This window comes from Yimella sp. NH-Cas1, from assembly GCF_022359705.1.
In the GTDB taxonomy this organism is placed as follows: domain Bacteria; phylum Actinomycetota; class Actinomycetes; order Actinomycetales; family Dermatophilaceae; genus Yimella; species Yimella lutea.
This window is the reverse complement of sequence record NZ_JAKSGG010000003.1, coordinates 2,210,882-2,237,819: the sequence shown is the minus strand read 5'-3', so window position 1 is coordinate 2,237,819 and position 26,938 is coordinate 2,210,882. Positions and strand designations below refer to the sequence as shown.

The window sequence follows — 26,938 nt, the reverse complement described above, 5'->3', positions numbered from 1 at the left end:
ATGGAAACCAACGTCAGCAACAAGGCAAAGTGGGGAATGTTCGCCTTCTCCATCCCGGTGATGATCTGGACGATCATTCCGATCATCTGGATCTTCGCGACCTCGCTGAAGAAGCCGGGCGACCTCACCAACCCGGACAAGAGCACGTTCGGCAACTTCTGGCCCAAGGAACCCACTTGGGACAACTACAAGCTGATCTTCAGCTCCGACGGTGCTGGTGAGCTCTTCAAGCCGGCCCTGTGGAACTCGATCATCATCTGTCTGCTCGCGACCTTCATCGCGGTGATCCTGGCGACGTTCTGTGCGTACGCCATCGCCCGACTGGACTTCCCGGGCAAGAAGCTGATCCTCACCACGGCGCTCGCGGTGTCGTTCTTCCCGGTCATCGCGATGGTCACCCCGCTGTTCAACCTGTGGCGTCAGATCGGCCTGTTCGACACAATGCCCGGTCTGGTCATCCCGTACCTGGCGTTGACCCTGCCGTTGTCCATCTGGACGCTGTCGGCCTTCTTCCAGCAGATCCCGTGGGAGATGGAGCAGGCGGCGCAGGTCGACGGCGCAACCAGCTGGCAGGCCTTCACCAAGGTCATCGCCCCGTTGGCCGCACCCGGTGTGTTCACGACCGCGATCATCGCGTTCTTCACCGCCTGGAACGACTTCGTGTTCTCAAGCAACCTGACCTCGGAGAACGCGCGGACCGTCCCGGCTGCGCTGGCTTTCTTCACCGGCGCCAGCCAGTTCGAACAGCCGACGGGCGCCATCTGCGCGGCCGCGGTCGTCGTCACCATCCCCGTCGTCATCCTCGTGCTGCTGTTCCAGCGCCGGATCGTCTCGGGTCTCACCTCCGGTGCCGTCAAGGGCTGACCGGGCACATCTCGTACGCCCTGTTTTCGAAAGGCAGATTTCATGTCAAGCATCGAGTTGAAGAACATCGTCAAGAAGTACGGTGACGGCTTCCCGGCAGTGAACGACGTATCGCTGGACATCGCGGACGGCGAGTTCATGATCCTCGTCGGCCCGTCCGGTTGCGGTAAGTCCACGCTGCTGCGGATGGTCGTGGGCCTGGAGGACATCACCTCCGGTGACCTGCTGATCAACGGCAAGCGGGTCAACGACCTCGCGCCGCGTGACCGCAACCTGTCGATGGTGTTCCAGAACTACGCCCTCTACCCGCACCTGACGGTGGGGGAGAACATCGCCTTCCCGCTGCGGCTGGCCAAGGGTCAGCACAGCGAGGAGGAGATCAAGTCCAAGGTGCAGGCCGCCGCCGACATGCTGGAGCTCAACGAGCACCTCGAGCGCAAGCCGGCCAACCTGTCCGGTGGTCAGCGGCAGCGTGTGGCCATGGGTCGCGCGATCGTCCGTGACGCGGACGCGTTCCTGTTCGACGAGCCGCTGTCGAACCTGGACGCCAAGCTGCGCGGTCAGATGCGTACCGAGATCGCGCGCATGCAGCGCCGCCTCGGCATCACCACCATCTACGTCACCCACGACCAGACCGAGGCGATGACCCTCGGCGACCGGGTCGCGGTGCTGAAGAAGGGTGTGCTGCAGCAGTGCGCATCGCCGCGCGAGTTGTACGAACAGCCGATCAACCTGTTCGTTGCCGGCTTCATCGGTTCGCCGCCGATGAACTTCCTGCCCGCGCGGGTCGACGGCGACACCCTGCACCTGCCGTTCGTCGACGTCCGTATGGACGGCGATCTTGCGGCCAAGGTGAAGGGCAAGGATCTGGTGATCGTCGGTCTGCGTCCCGAGCACATCAAGGACGCCTCGCTGGGCGACAAGATCGACGGTGTCACGTTCACCGCGAACGTCGACCAGACCGAATGGTTGGGCAACGAGCAGTACGCCTACATCCCGTTCGAGGCCGACTCCGCGGTGCGCGACAAGCTCGAGGAACTCGACCGCGACCTCGACGGTGAGGGCATGCGCACCCAGATGATCGTCAACCTCGACTCCCGTTCGCGGGTGCTCGAGGGAGACGACGCCGAGTTGATCTTCGACCCGTCGTTGATGCACGTCTTCGACCCGGAGTCCGGCGACAACCTGACCCGCGACGACGACAAGGCGGCCGAGATCGCTCGCGACTCCGAGCAGCAGCGCAAGGCTGCCCTCGATCGTGCGAAGGCGCGCGAGGCGAAGTCCTCGAACACCCCGGTGCACGCCGGCGACCGTGATCGGGACGGTGGCTCCTCGCGGGCGTCCTGACCACAGGTACACCAAAGGGCCCGTCCCGGTTCGCCGGGGCGGGCCTTGCCCGGTTCGCGGGGCGTCCGCCGCATCACCTGTCGTTCGGTCAACGGCGTCGCGTCGCCATCGCGACCGTGCTTGCGATGGAGCCGGAAATCCTGGTCAAAGCGCGCCACCGACTGAACCCCAACCAAATCGGCGTGAGTTTGTGCCCTTCGCCGGGCCCGGCGAAGGGCACGAACTCACGCCAATTTCAGTCGATTGCGAGGTCTGCTCGGGTCGGCGGGTTGGCTCCGGCACGGGACACCGTGATCGATGCCGCCGCGACTGCACGTTGGAGTGCGGGCAGGACGTCGTCCCAGCCGGCTTTCTGGAACCGGGACCGTGCTGCGAGGCTGCCCAGGAAGCCGGCGTCCGACAGGCCGCTCAATAGCCCGGACATGAACGAGTCGCCCGCACCGACCGTGTCGGTCACCGAAACCGACTGGCCGGCAACGGTTTTCACCGCATCGTCGAAGCCGGCGGACGGCAGGCAGGCGACCGCACCGTCGGACCCCCGCGTCACGACGATCAAGGCCGGACCGAGCTGCGCCCACAGGCGCGCGATCTCCTCGACCGGTACCTCGCCGTACAACCAGCGCACATCCTCGTCGCTGGCCTTGACCACGTCGCAGAGCCCGACCAACTGCTCGATGTCGGACCGCGCGTCGCCCGGCTCGCCCATCAGCTGCGGACGGCAGTTCGGGTCGTAGGAAATGGTGCCGTGGGCGCGTTGGGTGAAACACGCCTCGCGGATGGCGGACGCGCCCGGTTGCAGTACGGCCGCGATGGATCCGGTGTGCAGGTGCTCGGCCGCGGGAAGCTCGTACGGCACCTGCCAGTCGATGTCGAACGTGTACGTCGCCGCACCCGTCTCGTCGAGGACGGCCTGCGCGGTGGCCGTACGTTCGGCACCGTCGCTGCCGGCCACCAACTGGACGTCGTCCGCGGCGAGGTGCGCGCGGATCGCGGCGCCGCGGTCGTCGTCCCCGATGAACGTGGCCAGTTGTGCCGGTTGCCCGAGCCGGGCCAGCCCTATGGCGACGTTCAGCGGCGACCCACCGACATGCTCGGCGACCTCACCGTTCACCGGGCGCACGACGTCCACGAGCGCCTCGCCGACCACCAACGTCCGCATGATCAAGATTCGGCTCAGCGGTAGTCGTCGACCTTGGCCGCGATGTGCCGGGCCTCGACCATCCGGATGGTGCCACTGGTGGAGCGCATCACCAGCGACTGCGTGGTGGCGCCGCCACCTTCGTAGTGGACGCCCTTGAGCAGTTCGCCGTCGGTGATGCCGGTGGCGACGAAGAAGCAGTTGTCGCTCTTGACCAGTTCGTTGGTCGACAGCACCGCGTCGATGTCGTGACCGGCATCGATCGCGCGCTGCTTCTCGTCGTCGTCGACGGGCCACAGGCGACCCTGGATGACGCCACCCATGCAGCGCATCGCGCACGCGCTGATGATGCCTTCGGGGGTGCCACCGATACCGAGCAGCAGGTCGATACCGGTGCCCTCGCGGGCGGCCATGATCGAGCCGGCGACGTCGCCGTCGCTGATGTAGCGGATGCGGGCGCCGGCGTCGCGCACCTGGCGACCGAGCTCCTCGTGGCGCGGGCGGTCGAGCATCACGACGGTGACGTCGGAACGGTTCATTCCCTTGGCCTTGGCGACCCGTCGGATGTTCTCGGCGACCGGCAAGCGGATGTCGACGACGTCGGCCGCTTCCGGGCCCGCCGCGAGCTTGTCCATGTAGAAGACCGCGCTGGGGTCGTACATCGAACCGCGCTCGGAGACCGCCATGACCGACACCGCGTTGTTCATGCCCTTCGCGGTGAGGGTGGTGCCGTCGATCGGGTCGACCGCGACGTCGACCTCGGGGCCGGTGCCGTCACCGACACGCTCGCCGTTGAACAGCATCGGCGCGTTGTCCTTCTCGCCCTCACCGATCACGACCACGCCGTTCATCGCGACGGTGGAGATCAGTTCGCGCATGGCTGCGACGGCAGCGCCGTCGGCGGTGTTCTTGTCGCCACGGCCCACGAATCGTGCGCCGGCCATTGCGGCGGCCTCGGTGACACGCACCAGTTCGAGCGCGAGGTTGCGGTCGGGTTTGATCGAGATCGACGGCTGTTCGGACATGGGTCTCCTTCGAACGGGCGTGGGGCTTGGGCTGAGCCTATCGGCCATGTGGCGTGCGCCACCGTCCGATCCGGGTAGTCGATGGCGCGGTCACGCCCGCGATGAGGGACGATGGACGGCGTGACCGTCGACGAAACCGCCACGCAGCAGCACCCGCAGGAGCCCGGCACGCAGCAGCCGGCACCGAAGCGACGGGGTATGCGCGGTAACGCAAAGAGCATGATCATCTCGATGCTCGTCGTCGTGCTCGGCGTCATCGGTTGGAATGCGCTGATTCCCCGGGTGAACAAGATCGATCGCGAGGGCGTCGACGTCGCCGCCATCGCGCGCGAGACCAACATCTCGCTGAAGTGGCAGGTGTCCTACCCGCAGCCGGCGCCGAAGGGGTGGATCCCTGCCAACGTCCGGGTCATCCGTTTCCAGAACCAGCCACCGACCTGGCAGGCCGGCTACGACCTGCCCGACAGCAAGTACATCGCCGTCCAGCAGACGGCCGAACCTACCGAGATGTGGGTGAAGCACCAGACCAACTACGCCAAACCGCAAGGCACGGTGCAGGTCGATGGTGCCGAGTGGACCAAGCTGTACCGCTCGAGCAACAAGCAGTCGTCGCTGGTGCGCAAGGATCCGTTGAACGGCCTCTCGACGATCGTGACCGGTCGTGGCGAGTGGTCCGAGCTGCAGAAGTTCGCCTCGCTGTTGAAGCCGGCCAAGACGTCCTGAGGTTCGCCCTCGGCAATCGGTCCTGGTAGCAACCGGTTTCGTCTACTACGGATGTAGCGAGGTCAGTCGTCGGCGGGTTCGTCGCCGGTGAGCCGCTGCACCCGCTCCTGCGCGTCGTCCAGCCAGGTGTGGCAGTGCTTGGCCAATGCCTCGCCGCGCTCCCACAGCCGCATCGACTCCTCGAGCGACACCGAGCCGGCCTCCAACGTCGAGACGATGCGGGCCAGCTCGTCCCGCGCCTCTTCGTAACCGAGTTCCTTCACGTCGGCGAACTCGTCGCCGGCGACGGCTGCTTCGGTCTTCGGTTGCTGCTTGGGCATGCGTGCCAGCCTACGACGCTGGCTCCGCGACGGGACGGACGGCGAAGTCGCCGCGCGCCACGGTGACCCGCAGCAGGTCGTCCGCTGAGACGTCCGCGACGTCGGTGATCACGGTGCCGTCGACCTGACGCACGACCGCATACCCGCGCTCAAGGATCTGCTGCGGCGACAGTGCGCGCAGTTGCCCCTGCAGGTGCGTAACGCTGTCGTGCGAGCGTTCGAGCCTGTGCGACAACCGAATTCGTGCGCGTTCCTGCAGTCGGACGATCTCCTCGCGGCGCGTCTGCACCATCGTCTGCGGGTCGGCGAGCACCGGACGGCTGGTCAGCATGTCGATCCGCTGGCGTTCGTGGGAGATGCGCCGGTGCAGGCTGTGTGCACCCGTCTCGCGCAACCGGCGAACACCGGCAAGCTGCTCCTGCAGGTCGGGGACGATGAGCTTTGCCGCGTCGGTCGGGGTGGACGCGCGGACGTCGGCGACGAAGTCGAGCAACGGACTGTCCACGTCGTGCCCGATGGCGCTGACCACGGGGGTGCGCGCCGACGAGATCGCTCGGATCATCGTCTCGTTGGAGAACGGCAGCAGATCCTCGAACGATCCGCCGCCTCGGGCGATCACGATGACATCGATGTCGGGATGCGCGTCGAGCTCGCTCAGCGCGGCGGTGACCTCCTCGACCGTCGACGACCCCTGGACGGCAACCTGCCTGATCTCGAATCTCGTTGCCGGCCAACGGCGCCGAGCGTTCTCGACGACGTCGCGCTCGGCCGCGCTGTTGCGTCCGCAGATGAGTCCGACGGTCTTGGGGACGAACGGCAGCGGCCGCTTGCGGGACGCATCGAACACCCCTTCGCTGCGCAGCAACTGCTTGAGGCGCTCGACCCGGGCGAGCAGTTCGCCGATGCCCACGGCGCGGATCTGACGCGCGTCCAACTGCAGCGAACCGTTGCGCGACCAGAAGGTCGGCTTGGCATGCATCACCACGCGAGCGCCCGGCTGCACGGACGGTCCCATCGCGTTCAGCGTGTTGACGTGGGTGGTGACCGACATCGACAACTCCGTGTCGGTGTCGCGCAGGGTGAGGAAGACCGTGGGCGCTCCCGGACGGCGGTTGACTTGCACCAGCTGCCCCTCGACCCAGACCGGTGACATCTTGTCGATGTAGTCGCCGATCCTCATGCTCAGCAGGCGCAGCGGCCAGGGCTCGTCGGCCGTGGTGTCGGCGGCCTTCTCGGGCAGGGGAGTCACGCTGCCGAGAATAAGCCGCGTTCGTCTTGCCGACGTGGGCACATGGAAAGGTCCCGCGTATGTCCTCCCCTGAATGACATACGCGGGACCCTTCACCCCCGTGAGCGCGGCACCCCCGTGTCCGCGTCATAACCATCGACGCCGTGACCGCGGTGATCGGTTGCCTGGAGTCGGGAAGATCTCGCGATGTGAGACAGATCGCAGGGTGGCTGCAATTCGGGACGCGGCGCTCGCTCACCTACCATGGCAAGCATGACTTCGACGACCGAGACCGTCCGCGCCGAGAGCACCGACACCAAGCGCGTCCTGCTGGCTGCGCCGCGGGGGTACTGCGCCGGTGTCGACCGCGCGGTCATCACCGTCGAGAAGGCGCTCGACCTGTACGGACCGCCGGTGTACGTCCGCAAGGAGATCGTGCACAACAAGCACGTGGTGACCACGCTGGAGAAGCGTGGGGCGATCTTCGTCGACGAGACCCAGGAAGTACCCGAGGGCGCCACGGTCATCTTCTCCGCCCACGGAGTCGCGCCGGTCGTGCATGACGAGGCCGCTGCGCTGTCGTTGAAGACGATCGACGCCACCTGCCCGCTGGTCACCAAGGTGCACCGCGAGGCCAAGCGGTTCGCGTCCGACGACTTCGACATCCTGCTCATCGGGCACGAGGGCCACGAGGAGGTCGTCGGCACGTCCGGCGAGGCACCCGAGCACATCACGCTCGTGGAGAGCCCCGACCACGTCGACGAGGTCACCGTGCGCGATCCGGAGAAGGTCGTCTGGCTGTCGCAGACCACGCTGTCGGTCGACGAGACGATGGAGACCGTGCGCCGGTTGCGCGAGAAGTTCCCCAAGCTTCAGGACCCGCCCTCGGACGACATCTGTTACGCCACGCAGAACCGCCAGCTTGCGGTCAAGCAGATGGCGCCGGACACCGATCTGATGATCGTGGTCGGCAGCCGCAACTCCTCCAACTCGGTTCGCCTCGTAGAGGTCGCCCTGGAGCACGGCGCGAGGGCCGGGTACCTGGTCGACTACGCCGACGAGATCGACGAGTCTTGGCTCGACGGTGTCTCGACCGTCGGCGTCACCTCCGGTGCGTCGGTGCCCGAGGTGCTCGTGCGCGACGTGCTGACCTACCTGGCCGAGCGCGGCTACGAGGACGTCAAGCCGATCGTGGCCGCCGAGGAGAGCCTGCTGTTCGCGCTCCCGAACGAACTACGTCGCGACCTCAAGGCCAAGAACGGCGCGGACGCCGACAAGGTGCGCCACGACGCCGGCTCCCTGCACTGAGGCGTCCCCCACGCCGGCGCTGACATCGGCGCCAGTCGCGCGGGGTATCGAGATTTGCTCGCATCCTGACGCGAGCGGATCTCGTCACCCCAGGCATCCGGCCGAAGCTTCAGCCGGCGGCGGCACTCACCCGCCGGGACTGCGCCGCGACGTAGGCCAGGCGCACCCAACGGGCCAGCGTCGTGCCGATCACCAGGCCGAGGGCGACAGCGAGGATCACGCCGGCCGCGACAGCTGCGGTGGGACCGGACAGCTGCGGTTCCAGCCCGAGTTGAGCGACCGAGACCAGGCCGATCGACCCTGGCACGAGCAGCCAGAAGCTCGGTAGAAAGAGCACCATGCGTGGCAACCCCCGGCGAAGCACTGCGACAGACCACGCAGTGACGCTCGCAACGATCGCGCCCACGAAGGCACCGGTCCAGGCAGTGTTCGTCAGCGCTTGGGTGATCAGCTGAGCGGTCATCGTCGCGGCGAGCACCAACAGCACCCAGGGCGCGATGATCCGAGGCACGGACTCCTGCAAGCAGATCCCGGCGGTCACCAGCAGCAGTCCGAGAGTCGGGCTCCACCAGCCGAGGTCGTCGGTGCGGGCGTTCTGCAAGGCTCCGGCGTCGACGTCCAACAGTGCGGCGGCGCCGACGATCCCGATGGCGAACATCACCAATTGCGTTGCGCCTGAAGTCAATCGGGCTGTTCCACTGACGACCGCACCGTTGACCAGTTCGGAGAGGCCGGTCACGATCGTTGCGCCGGGAAGTAACACCGCCACCGGTGGCAGGAGGGTGCGCAATGGACTTGCCACGTAGCCCTGTCGGTACGCCCAGAACGCAGCGAGCGAAACTCCGAACGCGGCCACGCATGGAAGCAGGGCAGCGGGCAACAACCCACGTCCGGTGCCGCGCATGAGCATCGCGACGAACGGCGACATGATTGCTCCGAACGCGACCGCTGCCCAGGACGGTTGGAGGATGAGGGCCAGTCCGATGCCGACGCAGAGACCGCCGAGGTACATCCCGCTGACGGGATGTCTGTGCGGCTGGGCGCGAAGGCCGCGCAGGCGCAGGAGGGCTTCATCCGGATCCATCGAACCGGCAAGGAGGCCTTGCTGGATCGCAGCGACCGCTGCGGATTGATCCAGGCGCAGCGGACCCTCGACGGACTCGTAGGTCGCGGGTGTGCCGTGGCCGAGTGACAGCGCCACGCCGACCGGCTGCGCGTGCAGTTGGACGCCGGGGTGGCCCAGGCGAGTCGCGATGACCCGGATGTCCCGCTCGACCTCATGCGATCCGGCGCCGCCGGCGATGAGTGCTGCAGACAGGTACACCAGCAGTTGGCGCACCTGGTCGTCACTGGCTCGGTTCACCCGCCGATTATTGCGGAGGCAGGCGACTACGCCGTTTCGCAGGCGTCGTCGGGCCCCGATCGGTCGGGTACGCCGAAGTCCAGCCTCGGCCGCCTGACCTCGTCGTCGAGTGCGTCGATGAGTTCGGCGGCGGTCAGTGGGCGCGGTGCCTGCTCGATCGGCGGCACGTCGGGCACTGGCTCGGAAGCAAGGCCGAGCGACTCCATCCGCCGCGCGGACACCAGCACGCGTGCTTCGAGCGTGCCGACCATCGCGTTGTACGACTCGACCGACCGGCGCAACGAGTCGCCCATGCGATGGGTGTGCCTGCCCAGGGTGCCGAGGCGTTCGTACAGCTCGCGTCCGATCGTGAGCAGTTCCTGGGCATTGGACTCCAGCGCGTCCTGACGCCATACCAGCGCCGTGGTCTGCAGGGCACTCAGCAAGGTGGCGGGGGAGACCAACAGCACCCGGCGGCCCATCGCGCGATCGATCAGGTCGGGGTCGGTACGGACCGCCGCCGCGAGGATCGCCTCGGACGGCACGAAGCACAGCACCGCCTCGGGCGTCGTCGCGAAGCCGCTCCAGTAGTCCTTGGCCGAAAGCGCATCGACGTGTCCACGAAGTGCCGTGCTGTGGGTGCGCAGCAGACGCTCGCGCTCGGTGTCGTCGACCTCGCCGGACTGCGCCGCGAGGAAGTGCTGGATCGGTGCCTTCGAGTCGACCACGAGCACTTTGCCACCGGGCAGGCGGACGACGGCGTCCGGACGAATGTCTTTGCCGTGCCTACTGATTGCGCGCACCTGTTCGTCGAAGTCGCAGTGCTTGATCAGACCGGCATGCTCAAGCACCCGGCGCAGTTGCATCTCACCCCAGGCCCCGGAGGTGTTCGAGGACTTGAGCGCACCGGCGAGCACCGCGGTCTGCTGATGGAGCGCGCCGGTGGTTTCGTTGACCGCGCGCAGTTGTGCACCGAGGGCGCCGTACTGCGACGCGCGGTCGCGTTCGAGCGCCTCCACCTGGCGCTCCACCCGGGCGAGCGTCGAGGAGAGCGGGGCCAGTGCCTGGGCGGTCTGCTGGTCTTCACCCAGCGCTGCTTCGAGGTCGATCACCCTCTCGCGCAGCAGCCCGGCCTCGGTGGTCGCGCCCACCACGCGCGCCTCGTACCGCGTGCGCAACCAGGACCACAGCACCGCTGCGGCCACCGCAACACCGACGACCATGCCGAGGACGAAGAACCCGATCTGACTCATGACTTCAGCCTTGCATCGACCACCGACAAGCACCGTAGGTGGCGAACTGCCGCACGCGAGTCACCGGGGCGATAGATTTCGCACCGCACCCGCACCCAGGAGGACCCATGTCCAGCGCCGTCAGCACTGAGGGCACCAAGAGCGTCGCCGCCGGCGAGCTCACCCGCAGCCAACGGCTCGACCGGTTGCCGTTCAACAAACTGCACGGACGGTTGCTCGGCGGCTCCGGCATCGGCTGGGCCCTCGACGCCATGGACGTCGGACTCATTTCTTTCCTGATGGTCGCCATCAAGCAGGAGTGGGGCCTGTCGACCGCGCAGATCTCCTGGATCGCGTCCGTCGGCTTCATCGGCATGGCCGTGGGCGCGTCGATGGGCGGATACCTCGCCGACCGCATCGGCCGGCGTAACGTCTTCGCGCTCACCTTGATCGTCTACGGCCTGGCGACCGGGTTCTCGGCGTTGTCGACCGGTTTCTGGATGCTCATCGTGTTCCGCTTCGTGATCGGCCTGGGCCTCGGCGCCGAGTTGCCGGTCGCGTCCACGTTGGTCAGCGAGTACGCGCCGGCTCGGATCCGGGGGCGCATGGTCGTGCTGTTGGAAGCCTTCTGGGCGGTCGGCTGGATCCTCGCCGCGCTCATCGGCTACTACGTCGTGCCGCAGGACAACGGCTGGCGCTGGGCGCTCGTGCTCGGTGTCGTCCCGGCGCTGTATGCGATCTACGTCCGCCGGGGACTGCCGGAATCGGTGCGCTTCTTGGAGAAAGTCGGACGGATCGACGAGGCGGAAGCGTCTGTGCGGCGCTTCGAGGAGGCGTCCGGGATCGAACCCGTGCCGTCACCGACACCGCCGCCGGCTGCGAAGCCGTCGATCAAAGCGTTGTGGGAGAAGCGTTTTGCCGGACGCACGGTCGCGCTTTGGCTCACCTGGTTCGGGGTGAACTTCTCCTACTACGGGGCCTTCCTGTGGATCCCGACCTTCCTGGTCGCGCAGGGTTTCCCGATGGCGAAGTCGTTCGAGTTCACGCTGTGGATCACGCTCGCCCAGTTGCCCGGCTATGCGGTTGCGGCGGTGCTGATCGAGAAGATCGGACGCCGGTTCACGCTCGCCGCCTTCTTGCTCGGGTCGGCGGCCTCGGCGATCGCGTTCGGGCAGTCGAGTTCGGAGTCGGCGATCTTGCTGACCGGCTGCCTGCTGTCGTTCTTCAACCTCGGTGCGTGGGGTGCGCTGTACGCGGTCACCCCCGAGGTCTACCCGACGACGATGCGTGCCACGGGCAGCGGCAGCGCGACGGCGTTCGGCCGGATCGCGTCCATCGTCGGCCCGTTGCTCGTGCCCTGGGTGCACGATAACTACGGCACCGGCACGACCTTCGTCCTGATCGCGGTGTCGTTCGCCGTCGCCATGCTCGCTGCACTCGGCCTGCCGGAGTGGAAGGGCAAGGAACTACAGAGCGCTTGAGCGGTCAGTGCGTCCGCGTCGCTGCGCGACGAGATCGGACGCGGAACAGCGGCTGGGTGAGTCTGTCCATGCGTTTCCACGCGAAGCGCTGAACGAGCACGGTCACGGTGCCGGCCAGCAGCATGCCCGCGAGGTTGAGTCCGAGTTGTTGGAGCGACCCGACGATCTCCGAAGGGGCCTCCAGCGCGAGACCGAGAGCCAGGTTTCCCGCGGCCGGCACGGTGGTCACCGAGATGAAGACACCGACCATCGCCTGGCCCTTGTCCGCCGACAGTGCCAGCACCCCGGCGGCTCCGGCGAGCAGCGCCACGACGAACGACCACTCGTCCGGGTGCCAGATGAATGCCGTCTGGGGACGGGGCCTGGTGACCATCTCCCACGTGACCCAGCCGAACAGTGCGGCGATCCACGCGACCACCACCGTCACCGCGATCGCGAAGGTGAAGCTCAGCACCAACAGTTTGAGACCGCGATAGGCCAGCCGTCCCGTGCCGAGCACCAGGCCGGTGCAGATCGCCGCGACGGTCCCGAACTCGGGTCCGACCACCATCGCGCCGATCACCAGGATCGAGGAGTCGGTCAGCACCGCGATCGCGGCGAGCATCACCGCGATGACCAGGAACAGGTGGAAGGTGATGGTCGGTCGGACGGCGCTCGCGGCCTGGCTCTTGACGACGTCCCAGATCACGGCGTCGTCGGGATCACCTGCGGCCGCCTCCTCCACCTCGTGGGCACGCCGGAACGGTGTTGCGGTCAGCGGGACGATGGCGATCCCGCCGGTTTCGTCCAGTCCCAGGTCGGACAGGTCTTCCAGGATGCTGCTCGCGACCTCGCGGGCAACGTCGGCCTGGATGAGATCGCCCGGCGGTTCGATGCTCGCCCCGGGGATGCGGATGACATTGGTCACCGTCGCCTTGTCGGACAGCAACGACAGCACCGGATCGACCAGATCGGGCGGCACGGTGAGACGCAGGTGGACGAGCATGCGCCAAAGGGTAGTTAGACTCTTGTCCCCGTGGCCCTCACCATCGGAATCGTCGGACTGCCCAACGTCGGCAAGTCCACCATGTTCAACGCTCTGACCAAGAACAATGTGCTCGCCGCGAACTACCCGTTCGCGACCATCGAGCCCAATGTCGGCGTCGTCCCGTTGCCCGACCCGCGCCTGAAGGTGCTCGCCGGAATCTTCGGTTCCGCGCAGATCCTTCCCGCGACGGTCTCTTTCGTCGACATCGCCGGCATCGTCAAGGGCGCCTCGGTGGGTGAGGGGCTGGGCAACAAGTTCCTGGCCAACATCCGCGAGGCCGACGCCATCTGTCAGGTGGTGCGCGCCTTCGTCGACGACGACGTCCACCACGTCGACGGCAAGGTCGAACCATCGTCCGACCTGGAGACGATCAACACCGAGCTCATCCTGGCCGACCTGCAGACCTTGGAGAAGGCCGTGCCGCGTCTGGAGAAGGAGGTCAAGGGCAAGAAGACCGACAAGGCCGTCCTGGACGCCGCCGTCGCCGCCCAGAAGATCCTGGAGACCGGTGACCCGCTGTCCAAGCACCCGGGCGAGATCGACCTCGAAGCCGTCCGCGAACTCGGTCTGCTGACCACCAAGCCGTTCATCTACGTGTTCAACGTGGACGAGGACCAGCTCACCGACGAGGACTTCCAGGCGAAGATGCAGGAACTCGTCGCTCCCGCCGACGCGATCTTCCTGAACGCCAAGCTGGAGTCCGAGGTCGCCGAACTGGACGACGCCGAAGCGCGTGAGTTGCTGGAATCAGTCGGCATCGAGGAACCGGGTCTGGATCAGTTGGCGCACAAGGGTTTCAACACTCTCGGCCTGCAGACCTATCTGACGGCAGGTCCGAAGGAGACCCGCGCCTGGACCATCCGCAAGGGCTGGACCGCGCCGCAGGCCGCCGGTGTCATTCACACCGACTTCCAGAAGGGCTTCATCAAGGCCGAGGTCATCTCCTTCGATGACCTCGTCGAGACCGGCTCCGTCGCCGAGGCCCGCGCGAAGGGCAAGGCCCGCATGGAGGGCAAGGACTACGTCATGCAGGACGGCGACGTGGTCGAGTTCCGATTTAACGTCTAGCGTTAATGACGCGCTGCGTTATATGATGGTCGGGTGATCGTCTCCTTTGCCGACCGCGATGCCGAACGCCTGTTCCTGCGACAGCGCGTCAAGCGTCTCGACTCTCGTCTGCACAAGAAGGCGCTCACAAAGCTGTTGCTACTCGATGCTGCCCACGAGCTTGATGAACTCCGCGTTCCACCGGGGAACCGGCTGGAAGCACTCAAGGGCGACCGGATCGGTCAGCACAGCGTCCGAATCAACGACCAGTGGCGGATCTGCTTCGTCTGGACTCCTGCGGGCCCCAGCGAGGTTGAGATTGTCGACTATCACTAGGAGGTGCGACATGGATGACAAGATTCCCCCGATCCATCCGGGCGAGATCCTCATGGAGGAGTTCCTCGTTCCGATGGGCGTAACTCAGAACCGGCTGGCAGTATCCATCGGCGTTCCGCCGCGTCGGATCAACGAGATCGTGCACGGCAAGCGTCGGATCACGGCGGATACGGCTCTGCGTCTGGGGCGCTTCTTCAGCATGAGTGCGCAGTTCTGGATCAACCTGCAGGTGCGCTATGACCTTGAGGTCGAGATGGACGCCCTCGGGGACGCGCTGGACAGCATTCAGCCGCTACGGACTGCATGAGCGCCCGGTCACTTCGAGGACGAGCGGCACTCGTGACGGGGGTCAGTCGTCGGCAGGGGATTGGGTTCGCGATTGCGTCGAGGCTGGTCCGAAGCGGGGCTGACGTGCTCGTGACGCACCATCGGCCGCATGACCTGGACCAGCCGTGGGGTGGGGACGACCTGGAGGCAGTGATGCAGGAGCTCGACGCGAATCGTGCTGACTCCAGCCAGCGCGTCGTCGACCTTGCGGTTGATCTGGCTCAGGACGGTGCTCCCGAGGCTGCCGTGCATAGAGCTGTGACGGAGCTCGGCCATCTGGACATCCTCGTCTGCAACCACGCCCGATCGGGCGGCGATGGGGCCCTCGGCGACCTGACCGCCGAGATGCTCGACGCCCACTGGACCGTCAACGCCCGCTCGTCCCTCCTGCTGGTGCAGGCGTTCGCCGCGCAGCACGATGGACGCCCGGGTGGTCGCGTCGTCCTGATGACCTCGGGCCAGGGCCTCGGACCTATGCCGGGCGAGGTGGCCTATGCGGCGTCCAAGGCAGCACTCGCGGGTGTCACGGTGACCTTGGCCGACCAGCTTGCCGATGTCGGCATCACCGTCAACACGGTCAATCCAGGGCCAGTCGACACGGGATACATGACCCCCGAGATCATGGCTCGGGTCGCGCCGATGTTCCCATTCGGGCGGATGGGCGAACCGGATGATCCCGCTCGCTTGGTGGAGTGGCTGGTCAGCGATGAGGGCCGTTGGGTGACGGGGCAGGTGCTCAACACCGAAGGTGGGTTCGCGCGCTGGCGTCCTCCTGCTGACGGTCGGCCGCCGGAAGCCTGAGACGTACCTCCGTGCTGCTCCGCAGTGAACCGAAGCGCCTACGTGCTGATTGACTGGTACAGGTGCTGCTCGTTGTCTGATTCGGATGCTGCTGGTGTGATCCCCCTCGCGCTGTTGGCGCCCTGGCGGCCGTTCAAAGACGTGTTTCCTACTCAGAAGTCCCCGACGGATCGGTGTGCACCGATGTGCCGTGATGGTTACAAGTGGCGGAACGTGGTGGAGTTCCGCTTCAACGTGTGAATCGGCGCAAAACCGCAGGTCAGAGGGGGTGTGACCCCTCCCAGTCCGCACAGAGTCCGCAAGAATTTCAGCAGGATGAGCTCGATCGGGCGGTGTCGGCGGGCCGATCGCTAGCCTCGCTCCTCAACTGGCACGTCTGTGACGTGACCTTTGGCGTAGGACGCAGGTCCGCTGCGTGGCGTATGAGTCGGACTCCTGCCATACGGTGAAGGCGTGAGCATTCCGTACATCCCCGGCTACACCACCGCAGACGGTGGCACGAGCCTGTCGGCAATGTGGAGCCCACCCACCGGCGGTTACCCACCCACACTATGGCCAGCTCGTCGGCTGGATGACATCGATTCGAGCCCTTCCGGTTGGGTCGTTGTCGAGGAGCACTTCTTCACCCCGAGCGAGCACGGGGGCCGCGGCTGTGTGCTGATTGAAGCCGGCAGCGAGGAGGACGCGCTCACCGATACGACGTGGATCGGGCGAGACCTAGGAGGTTTCAGCGTCTGGAGTTCGCCGAGCGGCGCAAGCGGCTACGACAACGGCCTCATCGAGAGTCGAGGCGGCGTCGCCACCGAATTTTTCATTCAGGCGCTCAACGCCACCGGCGCTTCCTTGCCGCAGATAGAGGTCACCCACCCGTTCCTGTGGTTCTGGGACGCCTTCGAGGTCCCGAACGGTTGGCACTACGTCAGTGCCGCCGGTCGCGAACACGAGTTGATCCGCTACTCGCGAGGCGAGGACGCCTGGAAGGTTGAGGTGCGTGTCCAAGAGTTCCGGACTTTCCTTAAGACCTGTGGGAAGTCCGCGATCCTTCAGGTTGACTACGTCACGAAGGTCGCGGATGGCAACTTCGAACGGGTTGACAGCGACTTCCGCAACGCGTGGGCCCACGTCGACTTCCATGCCGTCGCAGACTTCCTGACTGGCGTTGACCGGCCCTCGATGTCGCGCCTGTTCGGCCAATACGTCCTAGTCGGGCAGAACACGGGTCGACGACCTCGGTGGGAAGAATTCCACTCCGCGACCGAGCACCCGAAGTTCATCTACGGCACCGACTCCGAGACGGGAGAGCACCTCACTCACTCCTGTGACCCCGGCGAGCTCGGGACGTACTTCGACAAGGACAACTCGCGCCTCCACTACCTCACTCCCATCTATTTCAAACGGGAAGTGCTCCAGGACTACGTCGCGGAACCGGGTAGGTATGAGGTGACTCCCTTTCGTCTGTCTTGCTTCAATCTGTGGGGGGTCGATATCTCGATCAACAGTGCCGGTCTGGTGGAGGTCTACCTCGGCGACATTGGCAGCAAGATCCCGCACGAGGAATGGGGGCACTGGCGTAGTTACAACGTCCCGCCCGAAGGAAAGATGGAAGAGGGGCGCTTCCGTCGCGACTTCCTGAACCAATGGGCATCATCACCCGACCCGATTGGCGACATGCGGCAGGCACGCGTATCCGCGAACGAGGCTGCTCGTCAGAAGCTCGGAGGACAACTGTGGCGCTCCCTGCCTGCTGACCTCGAGTTGCAGTACCGGTCGCTCATGGGCCCGCTTACAGACGATCCATCCGCCCTGATCGGCCCTCTCCTGATCATTGCGAAGGTGTTTGTCGACGGACTTGACTCCAAGCTGCTGAAGCGGACTGTCGGTGGGGCAGAGAAGGACGAGAGGTCGCTGTCGCTGCTGAAGAAGCTGCTTATTTCGCTCGGCGACACGAGCGACGCATCCAAGATCCTCCGCGACCTCTACGCAATGCGATCCCGCGGAGGTGTCGCTCATCTCAGCAACTCGGAGTCGAGGGTCGCGCTCGCTGAACTAGGGATTGACGAGGTGGCACCGACCGCCGCTTTTCAATCGATCGTCCTTCAGGTCGGAGCTGCGGTCACGAAGGTGAGCGACTTGCTGGCCGATTCGGCACGCAGCGACTTGGACCATCAAGGGAGGGAGTGATGCCCGGACGAACGTTCTCGGCGAAGTGCCGTAGGCAGGTGGTCTTGACGAGCTGCTCGCCGCGGCTGGGGCGTCGATGGTGGTCGCTTGCCACATGCGCTCCATGGCGATCACTACTCAATCGGCGCGAGGCGTCCCTGGCACTGGTTGAGGACCAGACGTGAACCTCAGGGCGACGCACTACGGCTACACGTACCAAGACCTGCTCACAAGCGTCGCGCTCGTCGACCTCATGCTTGGAACCGCGACGGACATCACGGTCGACGCGAAGGGATTCGAAGGCGACCGATTCGACGACCTGACCATCAACTATGGTTCCGGTCGACGCGTCCGCGTGCAGATCAAGCACACCGAACAAGACCGCGAACTTTCCCAGGCGACCTTCTCCGCCGATGGCCGCAGTCTAAAGCTCAACTACCTGTTCGACGCGCTCCTCAGCGACCTGGCCGCGCATGCGGCCTCCACGTATAGGGTCGTCGTCCGGGACGGCGCCCCTGCCGCTGACCTTGCCACGGTCCTCAGGCCCGTAGATCCCGCACTCGACCCCGGTGACCCCCTGTTCGGCGTCTCGACGCGTCGGTACAAGTTTGACCCTGATGCGCTGCGCGTGACGGCGCCGTGGCAGAAACTCGTCGAGCATCTCACCGACGAACAGATCCACGCGGCGTGCTCCAGTCTCACCATCGATACCAACGCTCCGGCCAGCACCATCAACCTGGTCGCGCCAGGACCTGCCGAACTCGTGCTCCTGCGGCGATCAATCGAAGAGCTCGGGGCCGGACGTCCGCCAAACACCCATCGGGCACCCGAGGACGTCGCACTTGCTCTAATACACGCGGCCACAGCCGCACGCACTCTAAGTGGATACGTCCGGCGCGAAGACATCTCGCCGCGCATCGGGCTAACCACGGACTTCGGAGCCGTAACCGAAGGTCACCCCGTAGAAAGGGCCGTCGCCGTCAGCCGTACTGGCGCTGCGGCAGCCGTGCAAGCACACCTGCAGGGCCTCATTACCGCGGGCGGGCGCGCCATCCTCACTGGGGAACCAGGAGCTGGCAAGTCCTGGCTCTGTGAACAACTCGCGGACGCGTACCGTGACGCCGGCTGGATCGTCGCGAGGCACCACTGCTGGCTCGGTGCCTCCGACATCGACCGCGACGAACGCGTACTGGCCGATGTCGTCATCGGAAGTCTCCTCGCGCAGCTTGAGCAACTGGCGCCTGAAGCAACGGTCGGACTTCGACCTAGATTCGCCGCCACTCGCGAGACGCTCGAAGCTGCGCTCCACGCTTGCCACGACGCCGAGCCGCAGCGAAAAATCCTGCTCATCGTCGACGGTCTCGATCATGCTGACCGCGTCCTCGGGCGACACTCCGGGGTATCGCCGGACCCGTCTCGAGTGCTAGTCGACCGACTCGCCAACGTGGACCTTCCGGCTGGAGTCGCGATGCTCATCGCCAGCCAGCCTGGAACACATCTCGATAACGCCAAACCATCCAGCGGCGAGCCGATACAAATGCCGCGAATGTCTTGGGAAGAAGTGAAGCTGTTCGCGCAGCGCCACCATCTCATCGCTAGTGAGGGCACGGTCGAGAGGCCTGTCGCGGAAGAACAAGACGATCGCAGCATCGTTGATGCCCTCTACGACAGATCCGCCGGCAACGCCCTCTACGCTACTTACCTCTGTCGCCATGCTGTCCGAGCCTCACCACTCGACCACGACAACGCCCCGCCACCAGCACCGCATGAGTTGATCCACCGTCTGCAGCGGGTACCCACACAAGCGACCGACCTCGACGCGTACTACGACCACCTCCTTAATGGGCTCACCGGTGACCAAGTAGCCGCCATCGGCGCGCTCGCAGTATGCGATTTCGCGCTGAACGCTGCTGAACTCGGCGAGATGGTGCCCGAGGTGACGCTTTTCCTCGACTCTGCCCTCGCGGCGCTCGCGCCCGTCTTGAACTCCCAACCCGGCCTGGGAGGTCTAAAGATTCACCATGAGAGTTTCAGCCGTCACATTCTCAGAGACAAGCCAGAAGTGTGGGTCGCGACAATCCGTCAGAAGGCTGCCGCGTGGCTCGAAGCACGCGGCTTTCTTTCCGACGCGCGTGCGTTCCGGCACTTGCCCGAACTCCTTGCGCAACTCGACGAGTACGACGAACTGAGAGCACTCGTCGGCCCCAGCTTTGTCGGAGACGCCATTCGTGCCCTCCAGCCGCCGGAGGCTCTTAAGAGAGTTGTCGGGGCAGTGGCTCGACAGAGCGAACAGCGCCTCGACTGGCCAACCCTTACGACCTGCATCGAACTTCGTAAGGCCATCGACGTATACGAGACCGAGTCGCTTCCTGACACTCTCGTTAATTACGGCGACGTCGTTGTCTCCATCCTCGGCGCAGACACGGTTGCTGGGCGGCTCCTATACGACGGGCGAGCCACGTTCCCCGCAAGATGGGGCCTGCGACTATGCCGGATTGTCGACCAGGCCGGTGCTCCGGCTCCCTGGGAGGCCTATCTGCTCGCGCGAAAGCGCGAGGAAGAACGTGACCGCACTAGGTACCTTGGCGACAACGATGGCAACCTTCACCTGGCCACACAACTCGCTTCATTGCGTGTCCGTGAGCAACGAAACCGCTTCGGTGACGACTTCGTCGATCGCGTCGCCGAGAACCTCGACGGCGACCACGCTGCCGACCTCGGCGAGCTCGTCGAGGTGTTCACATCCGGACTGCCAACGGGGGCCATGCCGGAGGTTGTAGCCAGGATGACCGACCCCGCCAAGGCAGCTCGGGCCTTCCTCACCCTGGCCGACCTGGCAGCCGCGGGCGAACGGGGCCTGCCAGCGCCCACGGACCTTGCCCGTGAAGCCCACCGCCTCAATCCAGTCGGCGACATCCGGGGCTATCTCCGCCACGGGATCACCCCAGAGGAGGTGCTCGCCGGACTCGGCACCGACGACTTCGCAGCCGATCTGAGGGCTGCCACCAGCGCAGTCACGACAGAACACCATCCCGACTACAACGTCGTCGCCCGCTGGCTCGCACTCCTTATGCTCGCGCACGCACTCGACCGGACGACGCCCCTGACACTGAGCAGCCAAGTCGCCGGCCTCGGGTTCTACCGTGCATGGCTCCAGTTCGCTATCTCGACCGTCGGCATCGCGGATGATGTCGCCAGCGGGATCATCTCGCCTCCTGATGCATCGACGACTGTCCGCGTGGCACTTGAGCGGCTTGCCGAGCACGCCGAACCATTCACCGGGTCACCGCGAGCCTGCGACCTCTACTCCATTCACCCGCTCATACATCACGTCATAGAGAACGCGCTCGTTGTCGTTCAACAAGGTGACCTCGACGCGGTCCTCGGCCACCTCACCGCTATCGGCGAAGGGACCAGCACATCGCTCATGGGGATGGCTGAAAACGGCCCGTTGACCACAAATGGCCTGCTCGAACTTCTCGCGCGTGTCTCCGAGAGCATTGGTATCGAGGCCACCCATGCCCTGATCGAAGGTATCCGCGAGCATCGCCAGGTCACGCACGGCATGTACTCGGTTGAAGCCGATTTCGAACTCGCGACCGCGCGAATCTGCTACGCGGCCGGCGCGACAGACGAGACGCAAGAGTGCTGGGCCCGCGCCGCTGCGCTCCTCGCCACCTACGGAGGGCACAAGGACCCGACCATCGGTGAGTTCATGGACACCGTCACTGATCTTGCCGACGTCGACGTTGACACTGCTCGGGAAGCGCTCGGAAGGCTCCTCGACCTCGCCTATCTCGTTAGGCAGCACACCGACGGACGCGGGACCAATCATGTGCCCCAGGACTGGTGGGAAGCATCAGCCCGCATCGACCCCATTGCGGCGGCCCTCGACGGCGCGAACGTCTGGCTCGCCGAACTCGGGTTCGAAGACGCCCGCGTGCAGACCGCACTCGAGGAGTTACTGGAAACCCAGTCCTCCGCCGCCGATCCCATCGTGGCCGCCGCTCTGCGTCTTGCCGCCGGGTCAGACTGGCGCCGCCCGAACATCGACTTTGAGGTCTTAGTCCGCCTCCAGCCTGAATACGGCCAGACGCCCCAAGCAGACGCCGTGCTCACCTCGACTGCCAACAACATCGCAGCGTCGTACGACGACCAGCCCCTGATGTACGCGAGTGAGACCACCAAGTCCGTAGCCACGGGCGACCTCATCGACGCCGTTACTGCACTTGGCGGTACGGCGTTCGCCATCCGGGAGCCTCGCGAGGACAAAGACGAGAACAGAGCAAATATCGACCGCCGAACCGAGCCCACCGATCTGCTGAACGCACTCGACAGCCATCAACGACCCGTCCTCCCGGCAGGTCGCGATGGCGCGATCGCAGCTGCCCGGGACTACGACAACAAGGACTACCGTGACGACGCGGGCGCCGCACGATGGAGCTTCGATGCACTGGCGAACGCCATCGGATGGCGCATCCTCGAAACGATCCAGACAGACGGCGCTGAAGCAGGCATCGCACTCATAGACGACATCGCTCGCGAGGTCCCCACCTACAAGGACAACTCGATCTTCGCTGCCCTCGGCGAAGGACTCGCTGCGCGGTGCGACGACACGACGACCGAACTCAAGACGGTGGCCTCCTACTGCCTTGCGCTGGCGTACACCCGCATCCGGGGCGGCGGAGGTTGGCGCAACTTCGCAGGACGCGAACAAGCCGACCTGTGGGTCACGGCCTACGCCCTCGATCCCTACACCGCTGAACGCACGCTGGCCGCTGCTGTCGGTCACACCGCACGCAGCAACTCGGTCGCGTTCTACGGAGTCACCCAAGCCATCATCTCCGCTCTCGCCGCCCAACCAACGGCTTGCGCAGGTGGCACCGCCATCGACTGCTGGAATGCCGGCTACGAGGTTCTCCGAGCGCGTGTGCCCAGGACTCCGGCGCGCGGCCACCACACCTACAACCCAACCAAGGCCCCCGACCCACTCGACCACCTCAACAATGCGTTTGCCATCCTGGCTGTCGCATCCATCTCCCAAGGAATGCGCGCTGACCTACGACGTGCCCTCCTTGCCGTCACATTGCTCCTCACTTGCCGCCCGACGATCGCGCAAGTGGCGCTCGTCCGGGTGCTCGAACATCCGCTCGACGCCGCACGCATCACGTGGCTCCTCGAGGTCGTCAAGGACTGCCTCCCCCGCGGCCAACTGACTGACGAAATGGCGGCCCTCCTCACGGCGCTCTCCAAAGCCGACCTGCTTTCTGTGCGAGTTGTTGCCGCCGATATTCTCAGGAGTCACAACAAGCCGGTCCCAGTCCCGCCAGCCACCGAACCGGCGGCTGAGGTGCGGCTCGCGTTCAGCCAGTTCATCCAGGAGTACGAATGAGCGACGGGGATGAACTTCTGCGTGCACAGGCGATGGTCGCCATGGCTGTTGGGGACCGACTTGAGCTCGCCGAGGAACCGCCAGGATTCCGCCTCGCCATTACTGGCGGCGTCCTTGCCCGCCTCGACTCCATCACTGCACGAATGCGCGATCAGTTCGAACACCTTCGCACCCCGAGCAGCAGGCGCATCCCGGACGCCTACTACGCAGACGAACAAGAGACCGAGAACGAGTTGCAGAAAGTGGGTGCCGGCCTACGCGCGGCGATCGCGCTCGGCGGCAGCGTCGGTGACCCGTTTGAGATTGAGAGAGACCTCGCAGCCGACCTCACGCCCACTGGCATATGGGCGCGCCGCAGCGAAGCATCGAGAGTTCCGCGACCCACGACCCGGCCCGCGGTCTTCGATTGGTCGCTGGAACCAATCCCGTGGATTGACGATGAAGACTTCAATTGGCCACCGGCTGACGCAGATGCCCTGACCGGAACTCGTCAGTTGGCAGGCGGTGAAGGGGAACGGGTCCGAGTCGGCGAGGTTCCGTTTACCGACTGGGTGCAGTTGGGGTTCATCGAGCGACAACGAACGTTCGCGACCCGGTACCCCACGAACCCTGGCCGCCAAGTCCTACTGATGGCGGGCTTGGAGGTGTGCGACGGGCCCCCGCCAGCGAACAGTGGGCCGCTTTCGGAGCTGCCGCCGGGACTCTGGGCGTACGCGTACACCGACCTCGTCTCCGGCCTAGACCAAGACGGTGCACGCGCTGCAGTCGCAACCATGCGAAAGCCGCTGGCAGCACTCGTGTCCTTTGAGCAGACGCCGGGGGCCCCGTCACAGGAGCGTGGGCTGGGGCTGCACCAGTTCTGCCTCACCCCGCAACTGGAGATTGTGGCCCTCCTGGGTCTTCGGCCCGAAACCCCGGCAATCCGGCACACTCTTGTCGACGACCAGGGTCAAGCGATGGTCTGTCGGCAGTGGCGCAGTTATCTCGTTCACGATGGCAACTACGGGCCGCTCGAACCAGCGGTCGTTGGCGCAGATCTCATCATCCGCCGCGATCTGTTCGACATCCTCGAAGCAGCCATCGGAGCCAAACGTATAGACCTTGGCCTCACAGTTCGCCACCACCAAGGGCCGGAATCACACAACGACACCGAGGACTAATGACGGACGCGAGCTGTCACACCATTGTTGCGGATTGGCACGAATCGTCGATGACCTTGACCCAGCCCAACGGAGGCACGACTGTTCCAGGCGGCTGTGTGGGTGCTGGGACGCCCCCGGGGAGTGAACGGGCGGCACGCAGGCGAAGTGATCTGCGATCCAAGAGCGCGGGTCACTCACCCGTACCCGCAACCAAGTCGACTAGGGGTGCGGCGGGTGGGCCGAGCGACGCGGACATGATCGACTCCGCTGCGTGCCTCGTGCGCCTCGGCGGTCGGCCAGAGGTGGGCGTACGTGTTGAGGGTCGTGGTCGCCTTCGCGTGGCCGAGGGAGCGCTGGACCGTTACCACGTCGCAGCCGGCGGCGATGAGGCCGGAGGCGTAGAAGTGGCGCAGGTCGTGGAGCTTGATGCTGGTGAGGCCGGCGTCCCGCAGGGTCTTGCGCCACCAGTAGCCGACGGTGTTCTGGTGCGGTGGGTCGTCGCCCTCCCCGGCGAAGAGCCACCGATTCTTGCCGGTGGTGCCGTGAGCGGTGACGTGCTCGGCGAGCACGCTGATGAGGCTGTCGGCGAGGTAGATGACGCGCTCTGAGCCGTACTTCGGTGCCCGTACGTCGATGGCTCCACCGTTCACGCGCTGCACCTGGCGGGAGACCTTCAGCGACCTGCGGAGGAAGTCGACGTCGCCGAACTGGACCCCGGCGGCCTCACCCAACCGCAGGCCGGCGAAGGCGCAGAGGGCGATGAACGGCTGGAACCGCTCGTCAGCCACGGCCATGAGCTGCCCCACCTCCTCAGGGCTGGGGATCGACATGGCCACGTCCGCGCGACGGCCGCGGGGGAGGCGGACGCCGTCCGTCGGGTCGGAGCCGATCACCCGGTCCTTCACCGCGGCGCGGAACACCGACCTGACGTTGACGTACCGCGTCTTGATCGTCCCGGGGGCGAGTCCGGCGGCGTTCATCTGCTTGATCCAGGTCTCGACGTCCGAGCGCCGGACCTGCTTCATGGGCTTCTCCGCAAACGGCACGGATCTGGCCGCCAGCGACATCGCGAGGACGGTGCCGGGTGCCCAAACCTGGCGGGCCGACCACTCGCCGAAGAACGCCGCGAACGTGATTCGTCCGGCCTTGGGGTTGGCGTACGTGCCGGTGACTACCGCCGAGGTGACGTGATCCAGCCACTGCTGCGCATCGATCTTGCGGTCGAAGGGGACTGCTGCACGATCGGGTGACAGGTTGGGTCACGCAGCCTGAGTGGCTGGCGTGGTCATGATTGCTTCGTATTCGACGGGGGTCAATCGTCCGAGGGCGGACTGCCTGCGGCGTCGGTGGTAGGTCCTCTCGACCCAGGTCACGATCGCGATCCGGAGCTCTTCGCGAGTGGCCCAGGCACGGCGGTTGAGGACGTTCTTCTGGAGTAGGGCGAAGAAGCTCTCCATGGCGGCGTTGTCACCCGCGGCGCCGACCCGGCCCATCGATCCGACCATGCCGTGACGGTTGAGTGCACGGACGAATTTCCTGGAACGAAATTGCGATCCTCTGTCCGTGTGGACCACGCATCCGGCCACATCACCGCGCCGCGCGACGGCATTGTTGAGCGCCGCGACCGCGAGCCGGGACTTCATCCTCGAGTCGATGGAGTAACCCACGATCCGGTTGGAGTAGACGTCCTTGAACGCGCACATGTAGAGCTTGCCTTCACCGGTCCAGTGCTCCGTGATGTCTCCGACCCAGAGCTGGTTCGGACCCTCCGCGTTGAACTCGTGACGGGTCACGCCGTGCGTGTCAACGAAGGCGCACAGGTCGTCGTGGACCGGCGGGCCGGGCTTCTTCGCCTGGCCCTTCTTGGGCTTGCCGAACACGCTCCACCAGCCGTTGGCAGAGCAGATCCGCCACGCGGTCCGCTCCGCCATCGCTTGGCCGGCATCGCGGACCTCGTCGACGAGGAACCGATAACCGAACTCCGGGTAGTCGTAGGCGTCGAACAAGGCGTTCGCGCGGTAGGCCTCGACCAGTTCGGCATCGGTGACCGGTTGGGCGAGCCAGCGGTAGTAGGGCTGGCGAGCGATCTTGAGCACCCGGCACGTCACCGAGACGGGGATCCCGTCCTCGGCCAGCTCGCGGACGAGCGGGTACATCATTTTCCCGGAAGGTTCGCCTGCGACAGATAGGCGGCCGCCCTGCGGAGGACTCCACTTCTTGCTCGAGCAGCCGGTTGCGGCGCTTGAGCTCACGCAGTTCGGCGTTCTGGTCCTCGGTCATCCCAGGCTTCACGCCGTCCTCGACATCGGCGCGGCGCATCCACGAGTTCAGCGTGGTCTGGTGGATCCCGAAGTCCTTCGCGATCTGGTCGAGCGGGGTCTTCGGGTCCCGGCTCCTGGCGACACGAACCACGTCGTCACGGAACTCGCGGGGGTAGGGCTTGGGCACAGCGACATCCTCTCAAGCCTGCCCATCGGGCAAGCCAGGTCAGTTGTCACCTATCCGTGCAGCAGTCCCAAGATCGGGCCGCTGACGTGGCCACGCTGAAGGCCGCAGGCGAGAAGTTGGATGCGCTGCTGAACCTCACCGAGGACGAGGTCGATGCTGTCATCGAAGACTTCAAGCAGCTGCAGCGCAAGGGCAAGAAGAAGGCGTAGTGGCGAGGGAGAGGCGAAGGAGAACATGACCAGGCCTGAGA

The 26,938-nt window shown here is 65.6% G+C and carries 22 protein-coding genes and 2 pseudogenes; 15 read left to right on the top strand and 9 right to left on the bottom strand.

Translation table 11 applies throughout. The features are described from left to right. The 3 genes and pseudogenes from MF407_RS11020 to MF407_RS15910 all read left to right on the top strand — a co-directional run. The gene (locus MF407_RS11020) at positions 1–864 is read left to right on the top strand and encodes a carbohydrate ABC transporter permease (protein WP_239702307.1); all 864 of its coding nucleotides are present in this window, start codon (positions 1–3) and stop codon (positions 862–864) included. A 42-nt stretch (positions 865–906) separates the two neighbouring features. Then, positions 907–2,211 carry a sn-glycerol-3-phosphate ABC transporter ATP-binding protein UgpC gene (ugpC, locus tag MF407_RS11015; protein WP_239702306.1) on the top strand — a complete coding sequence of 435 codons (1,305 nt, stop codon included), beginning with the start codon at positions 907–909 and terminating at the stop codon, positions 2,209–2,211. A gap of 53 nt (positions 2,212–2,264) precedes the next feature. Further along, positions 2,265–2,357 (top strand): annotated as a pseudogene (locus MF407_RS15910) (ATP-binding cassette domain-containing protein); the annotation flags it as partial. An 89-nt stretch (positions 2,358–2,446) separates the two neighbouring features. Here the strand turns inward: MF407_RS15910 and MF407_RS11010 are convergent. Together MF407_RS11010 and glpX are read right to left on the bottom strand one after the other, a co-directional pair. Then, positions 2,447–3,370 carry a carbohydrate kinase gene (locus tag MF407_RS11010; RefSeq protein ID WP_129626154.1) on the bottom strand — a complete coding sequence of 308 codons (924 nt, stop codon included), beginning with the start codon at positions 3,368–3,370 and terminating at the stop codon, positions 2,447–2,449. A 14-nt stretch (positions 3,371–3,384) separates the two neighbouring features. Further along, complete coding sequence (glpX, locus tag MF407_RS11005; protein WP_129626156.1) at positions 3,385–4,374, bottom strand: class II fructose-bisphosphatase; 990 nt, start codon at positions 4,372–4,374, stop codon at positions 3,385–3,387. Positions 4,375–4,494: 120 nt separating this feature from the next. Between glpX and MF407_RS11000 the strand changes: the two genes are divergently transcribed. Next, entirely contained in the window at positions 4,495–5,097 is a 603-nt protein-coding gene (locus MF407_RS11000) for a DUF4245 domain-containing protein (RefSeq protein WP_168990259.1), read from the top strand. A gap of 62 nt (positions 5,098–5,159) precedes the next feature. Here the strand turns inward: MF407_RS11000 and MF407_RS10995 are convergent, their stop codons facing one another. Then, entirely contained in the window at positions 5,160–5,417 is a 258-nt protein-coding gene (locus MF407_RS10995; protein WP_239702305.1) for an exodeoxyribonuclease VII small subunit, read from the bottom strand. Between the two features lie 10 nt (positions 5,418–5,427). Next, a complete protein-coding gene (xseA, locus tag MF407_RS10990; protein ID WP_239702304.1) occupies positions 5,428–6,666 on the bottom strand; it encodes an exodeoxyribonuclease VII large subunit in 1,239 nt (412 codons plus the stop codon). A 252-nt stretch (positions 6,667–6,918) separates the two neighbouring features. Between xseA and MF407_RS10985 the strand changes: the two genes are divergently transcribed. After that, on the top strand, positions 6,919–7,953 hold the full coding sequence (locus MF407_RS10985) for a 4-hydroxy-3-methylbut-2-enyl diphosphate reductase (protein WP_129626164.1): 1,035 nt from the start codon (positions 6,919–6,921) through the stop codon (positions 7,951–7,953). A 109-nt stretch (positions 7,954–8,062) separates the two neighbouring features. Here the strand turns inward: MF407_RS10985 and MF407_RS10980 are convergent, their stop codons facing one another. Together MF407_RS10980 and MF407_RS10975 are read right to left on the bottom strand one after the other, a co-directional pair. Continuing rightward, on the bottom strand, positions 8,063–9,316 hold the full coding sequence (locus MF407_RS10980) for a threonine/serine exporter family protein (RefSeq protein ID WP_239702303.1): 1,254 nt from the start codon (positions 9,314–9,316) through the stop codon (positions 8,063–8,065). A 26-nt stretch (positions 9,317–9,342) separates the two neighbouring features. After that, on the bottom strand, positions 9,343–10,548 hold the full coding sequence (locus MF407_RS10975) for a DNA recombination protein RmuC (protein ID WP_239702302.1): 1,206 nt from the start codon (positions 10,546–10,548) through the stop codon (positions 9,343–9,345). Positions 10,549–10,655: 107 nt separating this feature from the next. On the opposite strand from MF407_RS10975, the gene MF407_RS10970 reads away from it, so the two are divergent. After that, on the top strand, positions 10,656–12,008 hold the full coding sequence (locus MF407_RS10970) for an MFS transporter (RefSeq protein ID WP_239702301.1): 1,353 nt from the start codon (positions 10,656–10,658) through the stop codon (positions 12,006–12,008). Between the two features lie 4 nt (positions 12,009–12,012). Here the strand turns inward: MF407_RS10970 and MF407_RS10965 are convergent, their stop codons facing one another. Beyond that, positions 12,013–12,993, bottom strand: coding sequence for a DUF389 domain-containing protein (locus MF407_RS10965; RefSeq protein WP_239702300.1), 981 nt, complete (start codon positions 12,991–12,993; stop codon positions 12,013–12,015). A 30-nt stretch (positions 12,994–13,023) separates the two neighbouring features. Here MF407_RS10965 and ychF point away from each other — a divergent pair, with 30 nt between their 5' ends. The 7 genes from ychF to MF407_RS10930 all read left to right on the top strand — a co-directional run bounded on the left by ychF (position 13,024) and on the right by MF407_RS10930 (position 24,258). Next, entirely contained in the window at positions 13,024–14,103 is a 1,080-nt protein-coding gene (ychF, locus tag MF407_RS10960; RefSeq protein ID WP_239702299.1) for a redox-regulated ATPase YchF, read from the top strand. 33 nt (positions 14,104–14,136) lie between these two features. Further along, a complete protein-coding gene (locus tag MF407_RS10955) occupies positions 14,137–14,418 on the top strand; it encodes a type II toxin-antitoxin system RelE/ParE family toxin (RefSeq protein ID WP_239702298.1) in 282 nt (93 codons plus the stop codon). Between the two features lie 10 nt (positions 14,419–14,428). Beyond that, positions 14,429–14,725, top strand: coding sequence for a HigA family addiction module antitoxin (locus MF407_RS10950; RefSeq protein WP_101601793.1), 297 nt, complete (start codon positions 14,429–14,431; stop codon positions 14,723–14,725). Beyond that, on the top strand, positions 14,722–15,546 hold the full coding sequence (locus tag MF407_RS10945) for an SDR family oxidoreductase (RefSeq protein WP_188332583.1): 825 nt from the start codon (positions 14,722–14,724) through the stop codon (positions 15,544–15,546). Before MF407_RS10950 ends, MF407_RS10945 begins: the two co-directional genes overlap by 4 nt. Before the next feature lie 654 nt (positions 15,547–16,200). Continuing rightward, positions 16,201–17,727, top strand: a complete 1,527-nt coding sequence (locus MF407_RS10940) for a hypothetical protein (protein ID WP_239702297.1) — start codon at positions 16,201–16,203, stop codon at positions 17,725–17,727. 160 nt (positions 17,728–17,887) lie between these two features. After that, on the top strand, positions 17,888–23,098 hold the full coding sequence (locus MF407_RS10935) for an ATP-binding protein (RefSeq protein WP_239702296.1): 5,211 nt from the start codon (positions 17,888–17,890) through the stop codon (positions 23,096–23,098). Beyond that, positions 23,095–24,258 carry a hypothetical protein gene (locus MF407_RS10930; protein ID WP_182814435.1) on the top strand — a complete coding sequence of 388 codons (1,164 nt, stop codon included), beginning with the start codon at positions 23,095–23,097 and terminating at the stop codon, positions 24,256–24,258. Before MF407_RS10935 ends, MF407_RS10930 begins: the two co-directional genes overlap by 4 nt. Positions 24,259–24,434: 176 nt before the next feature. Here the strand turns inward: MF407_RS10930 and MF407_RS10925 are convergent, their stop codons facing one another. Beyond that, a complete protein-coding gene (locus tag MF407_RS10925) occupies positions 24,435–25,265 on the bottom strand; it encodes a site-specific integrase (RefSeq protein WP_239702295.1) in 831 nt (276 codons plus the stop codon). Between MF407_RS10925 and MF407_RS10920 the strand changes: the two genes are divergently transcribed. Then, entirely contained in the window at positions 25,264–25,431 is a 168-nt protein-coding gene (locus MF407_RS10920; RefSeq protein WP_239702294.1) for a hypothetical protein, read from the top strand. The genes MF407_RS10925 and MF407_RS10920 overlap by 2 nt on opposite strands. 68 nt (positions 25,432–25,499) lie before the next feature. Here MF407_RS10920 and MF407_RS10915 read toward each other — a convergent pair. Continuing rightward, a pseudogene (locus tag MF407_RS10915) lies at positions 25,500–26,688 on the bottom strand (IS3 family transposase). Between the two features lie 86 nt (positions 26,689–26,774). On the opposite strand from MF407_RS10915, the gene MF407_RS15625 reads away from it, so the two are divergent. After that, the gene (locus MF407_RS15625) at positions 26,775–26,897 is read left to right on the top strand and encodes a hypothetical protein (RefSeq protein ID WP_275578238.1); all 123 of its coding nucleotides are present in this window, start codon (positions 26,775–26,777) and stop codon (positions 26,895–26,897) included. Positions 26,898–26,938: the final 41 nt, after the last annotated feature.

Bases quoted from the DNA above. Each gene is read 5' to 3' on its own strand.
- MF407_RS11020 (WP_239702307.1), top strand. From the start codon at position 1: ATGGAAACCAACGTCAGCAACAAGGCAAAGTGGGGAATGTTCGCCTTC.
- ugpC (WP_239702306.1), top strand. From the start codon at position 907: ATGTCAAGCATCGAGTTGAAGAACATCGTCAAGAAGTACGGTGACGGC.
- MF407_RS11010 (WP_129626154.1), bottom strand. From the start codon at position 3,370: ATGCGGACGTTGGTGGTCGGCGAGGCGCTCGTGGACGTCGTGCGCCCG.
- glpX (WP_129626156.1), bottom strand. From the start codon at position 4,374: ATGTCCGAACAGCCGTCGATCTCGATCAAACCCGACCGCAACCTCGCG.
- MF407_RS10995 (WP_239702305.1), bottom strand. From the start codon at position 5,417: ATGCCCAAGCAGCAACCGAAGACCGAAGCAGCCGTCGCCGGCGACGAG.
- MF407_RS10985 (WP_129626164.1), top strand. From the start codon at position 6,919: ATGACTTCGACGACCGAGACCGTCCGCGCCGAGAGCACCGACACCAAG.
- MF407_RS10975 (WP_239702302.1), bottom strand. From the start codon at position 10,548: ATGAGTCAGATCGGGTTCTTCGTCCTCGGCATGGTCGTCGGTGTTGCG.
- MF407_RS10970 (WP_239702301.1), top strand. From the start codon at position 10,656: ATGTCCAGCGCCGTCAGCACTGAGGGCACCAAGAGCGTCGCCGCCGGC.
- MF407_RS10965 (WP_239702300.1), bottom strand. From the start codon at position 12,993: ATGCTCGTCCACCTGCGTCTCACCGTGCCGCCCGATCTGGTCGATCCG.
- MF407_RS10950 (WP_101601793.1), top strand. From the start codon at position 14,429: ATGGATGACAAGATTCCCCCGATCCATCCGGGCGAGATCCTCATGGAG.
- MF407_RS10945 (WP_188332583.1), top strand. From the start codon at position 14,722: ATGAGCGCCCGGTCACTTCGAGGACGAGCGGCACTCGTGACGGGGGTC.
- MF407_RS10930 (WP_182814435.1), top strand. From the start codon at position 23,095: ATGAGCGACGGGGATGAACTTCTGCGTGCACAGGCGATGGTCGCCATG.
- MF407_RS10920 (WP_239702294.1), top strand. From the start codon at position 25,264: ATGGGCTTCTCCGCAAACGGCACGGATCTGGCCGCCAGCGACATCGCG.
- MF407_RS10925 (WP_239702295.1), bottom strand. From the start codon at position 25,265: ATGAAGCAGGTCCGGCGCTCGGACGTCGAGACCTGGATCAAGCAGATG.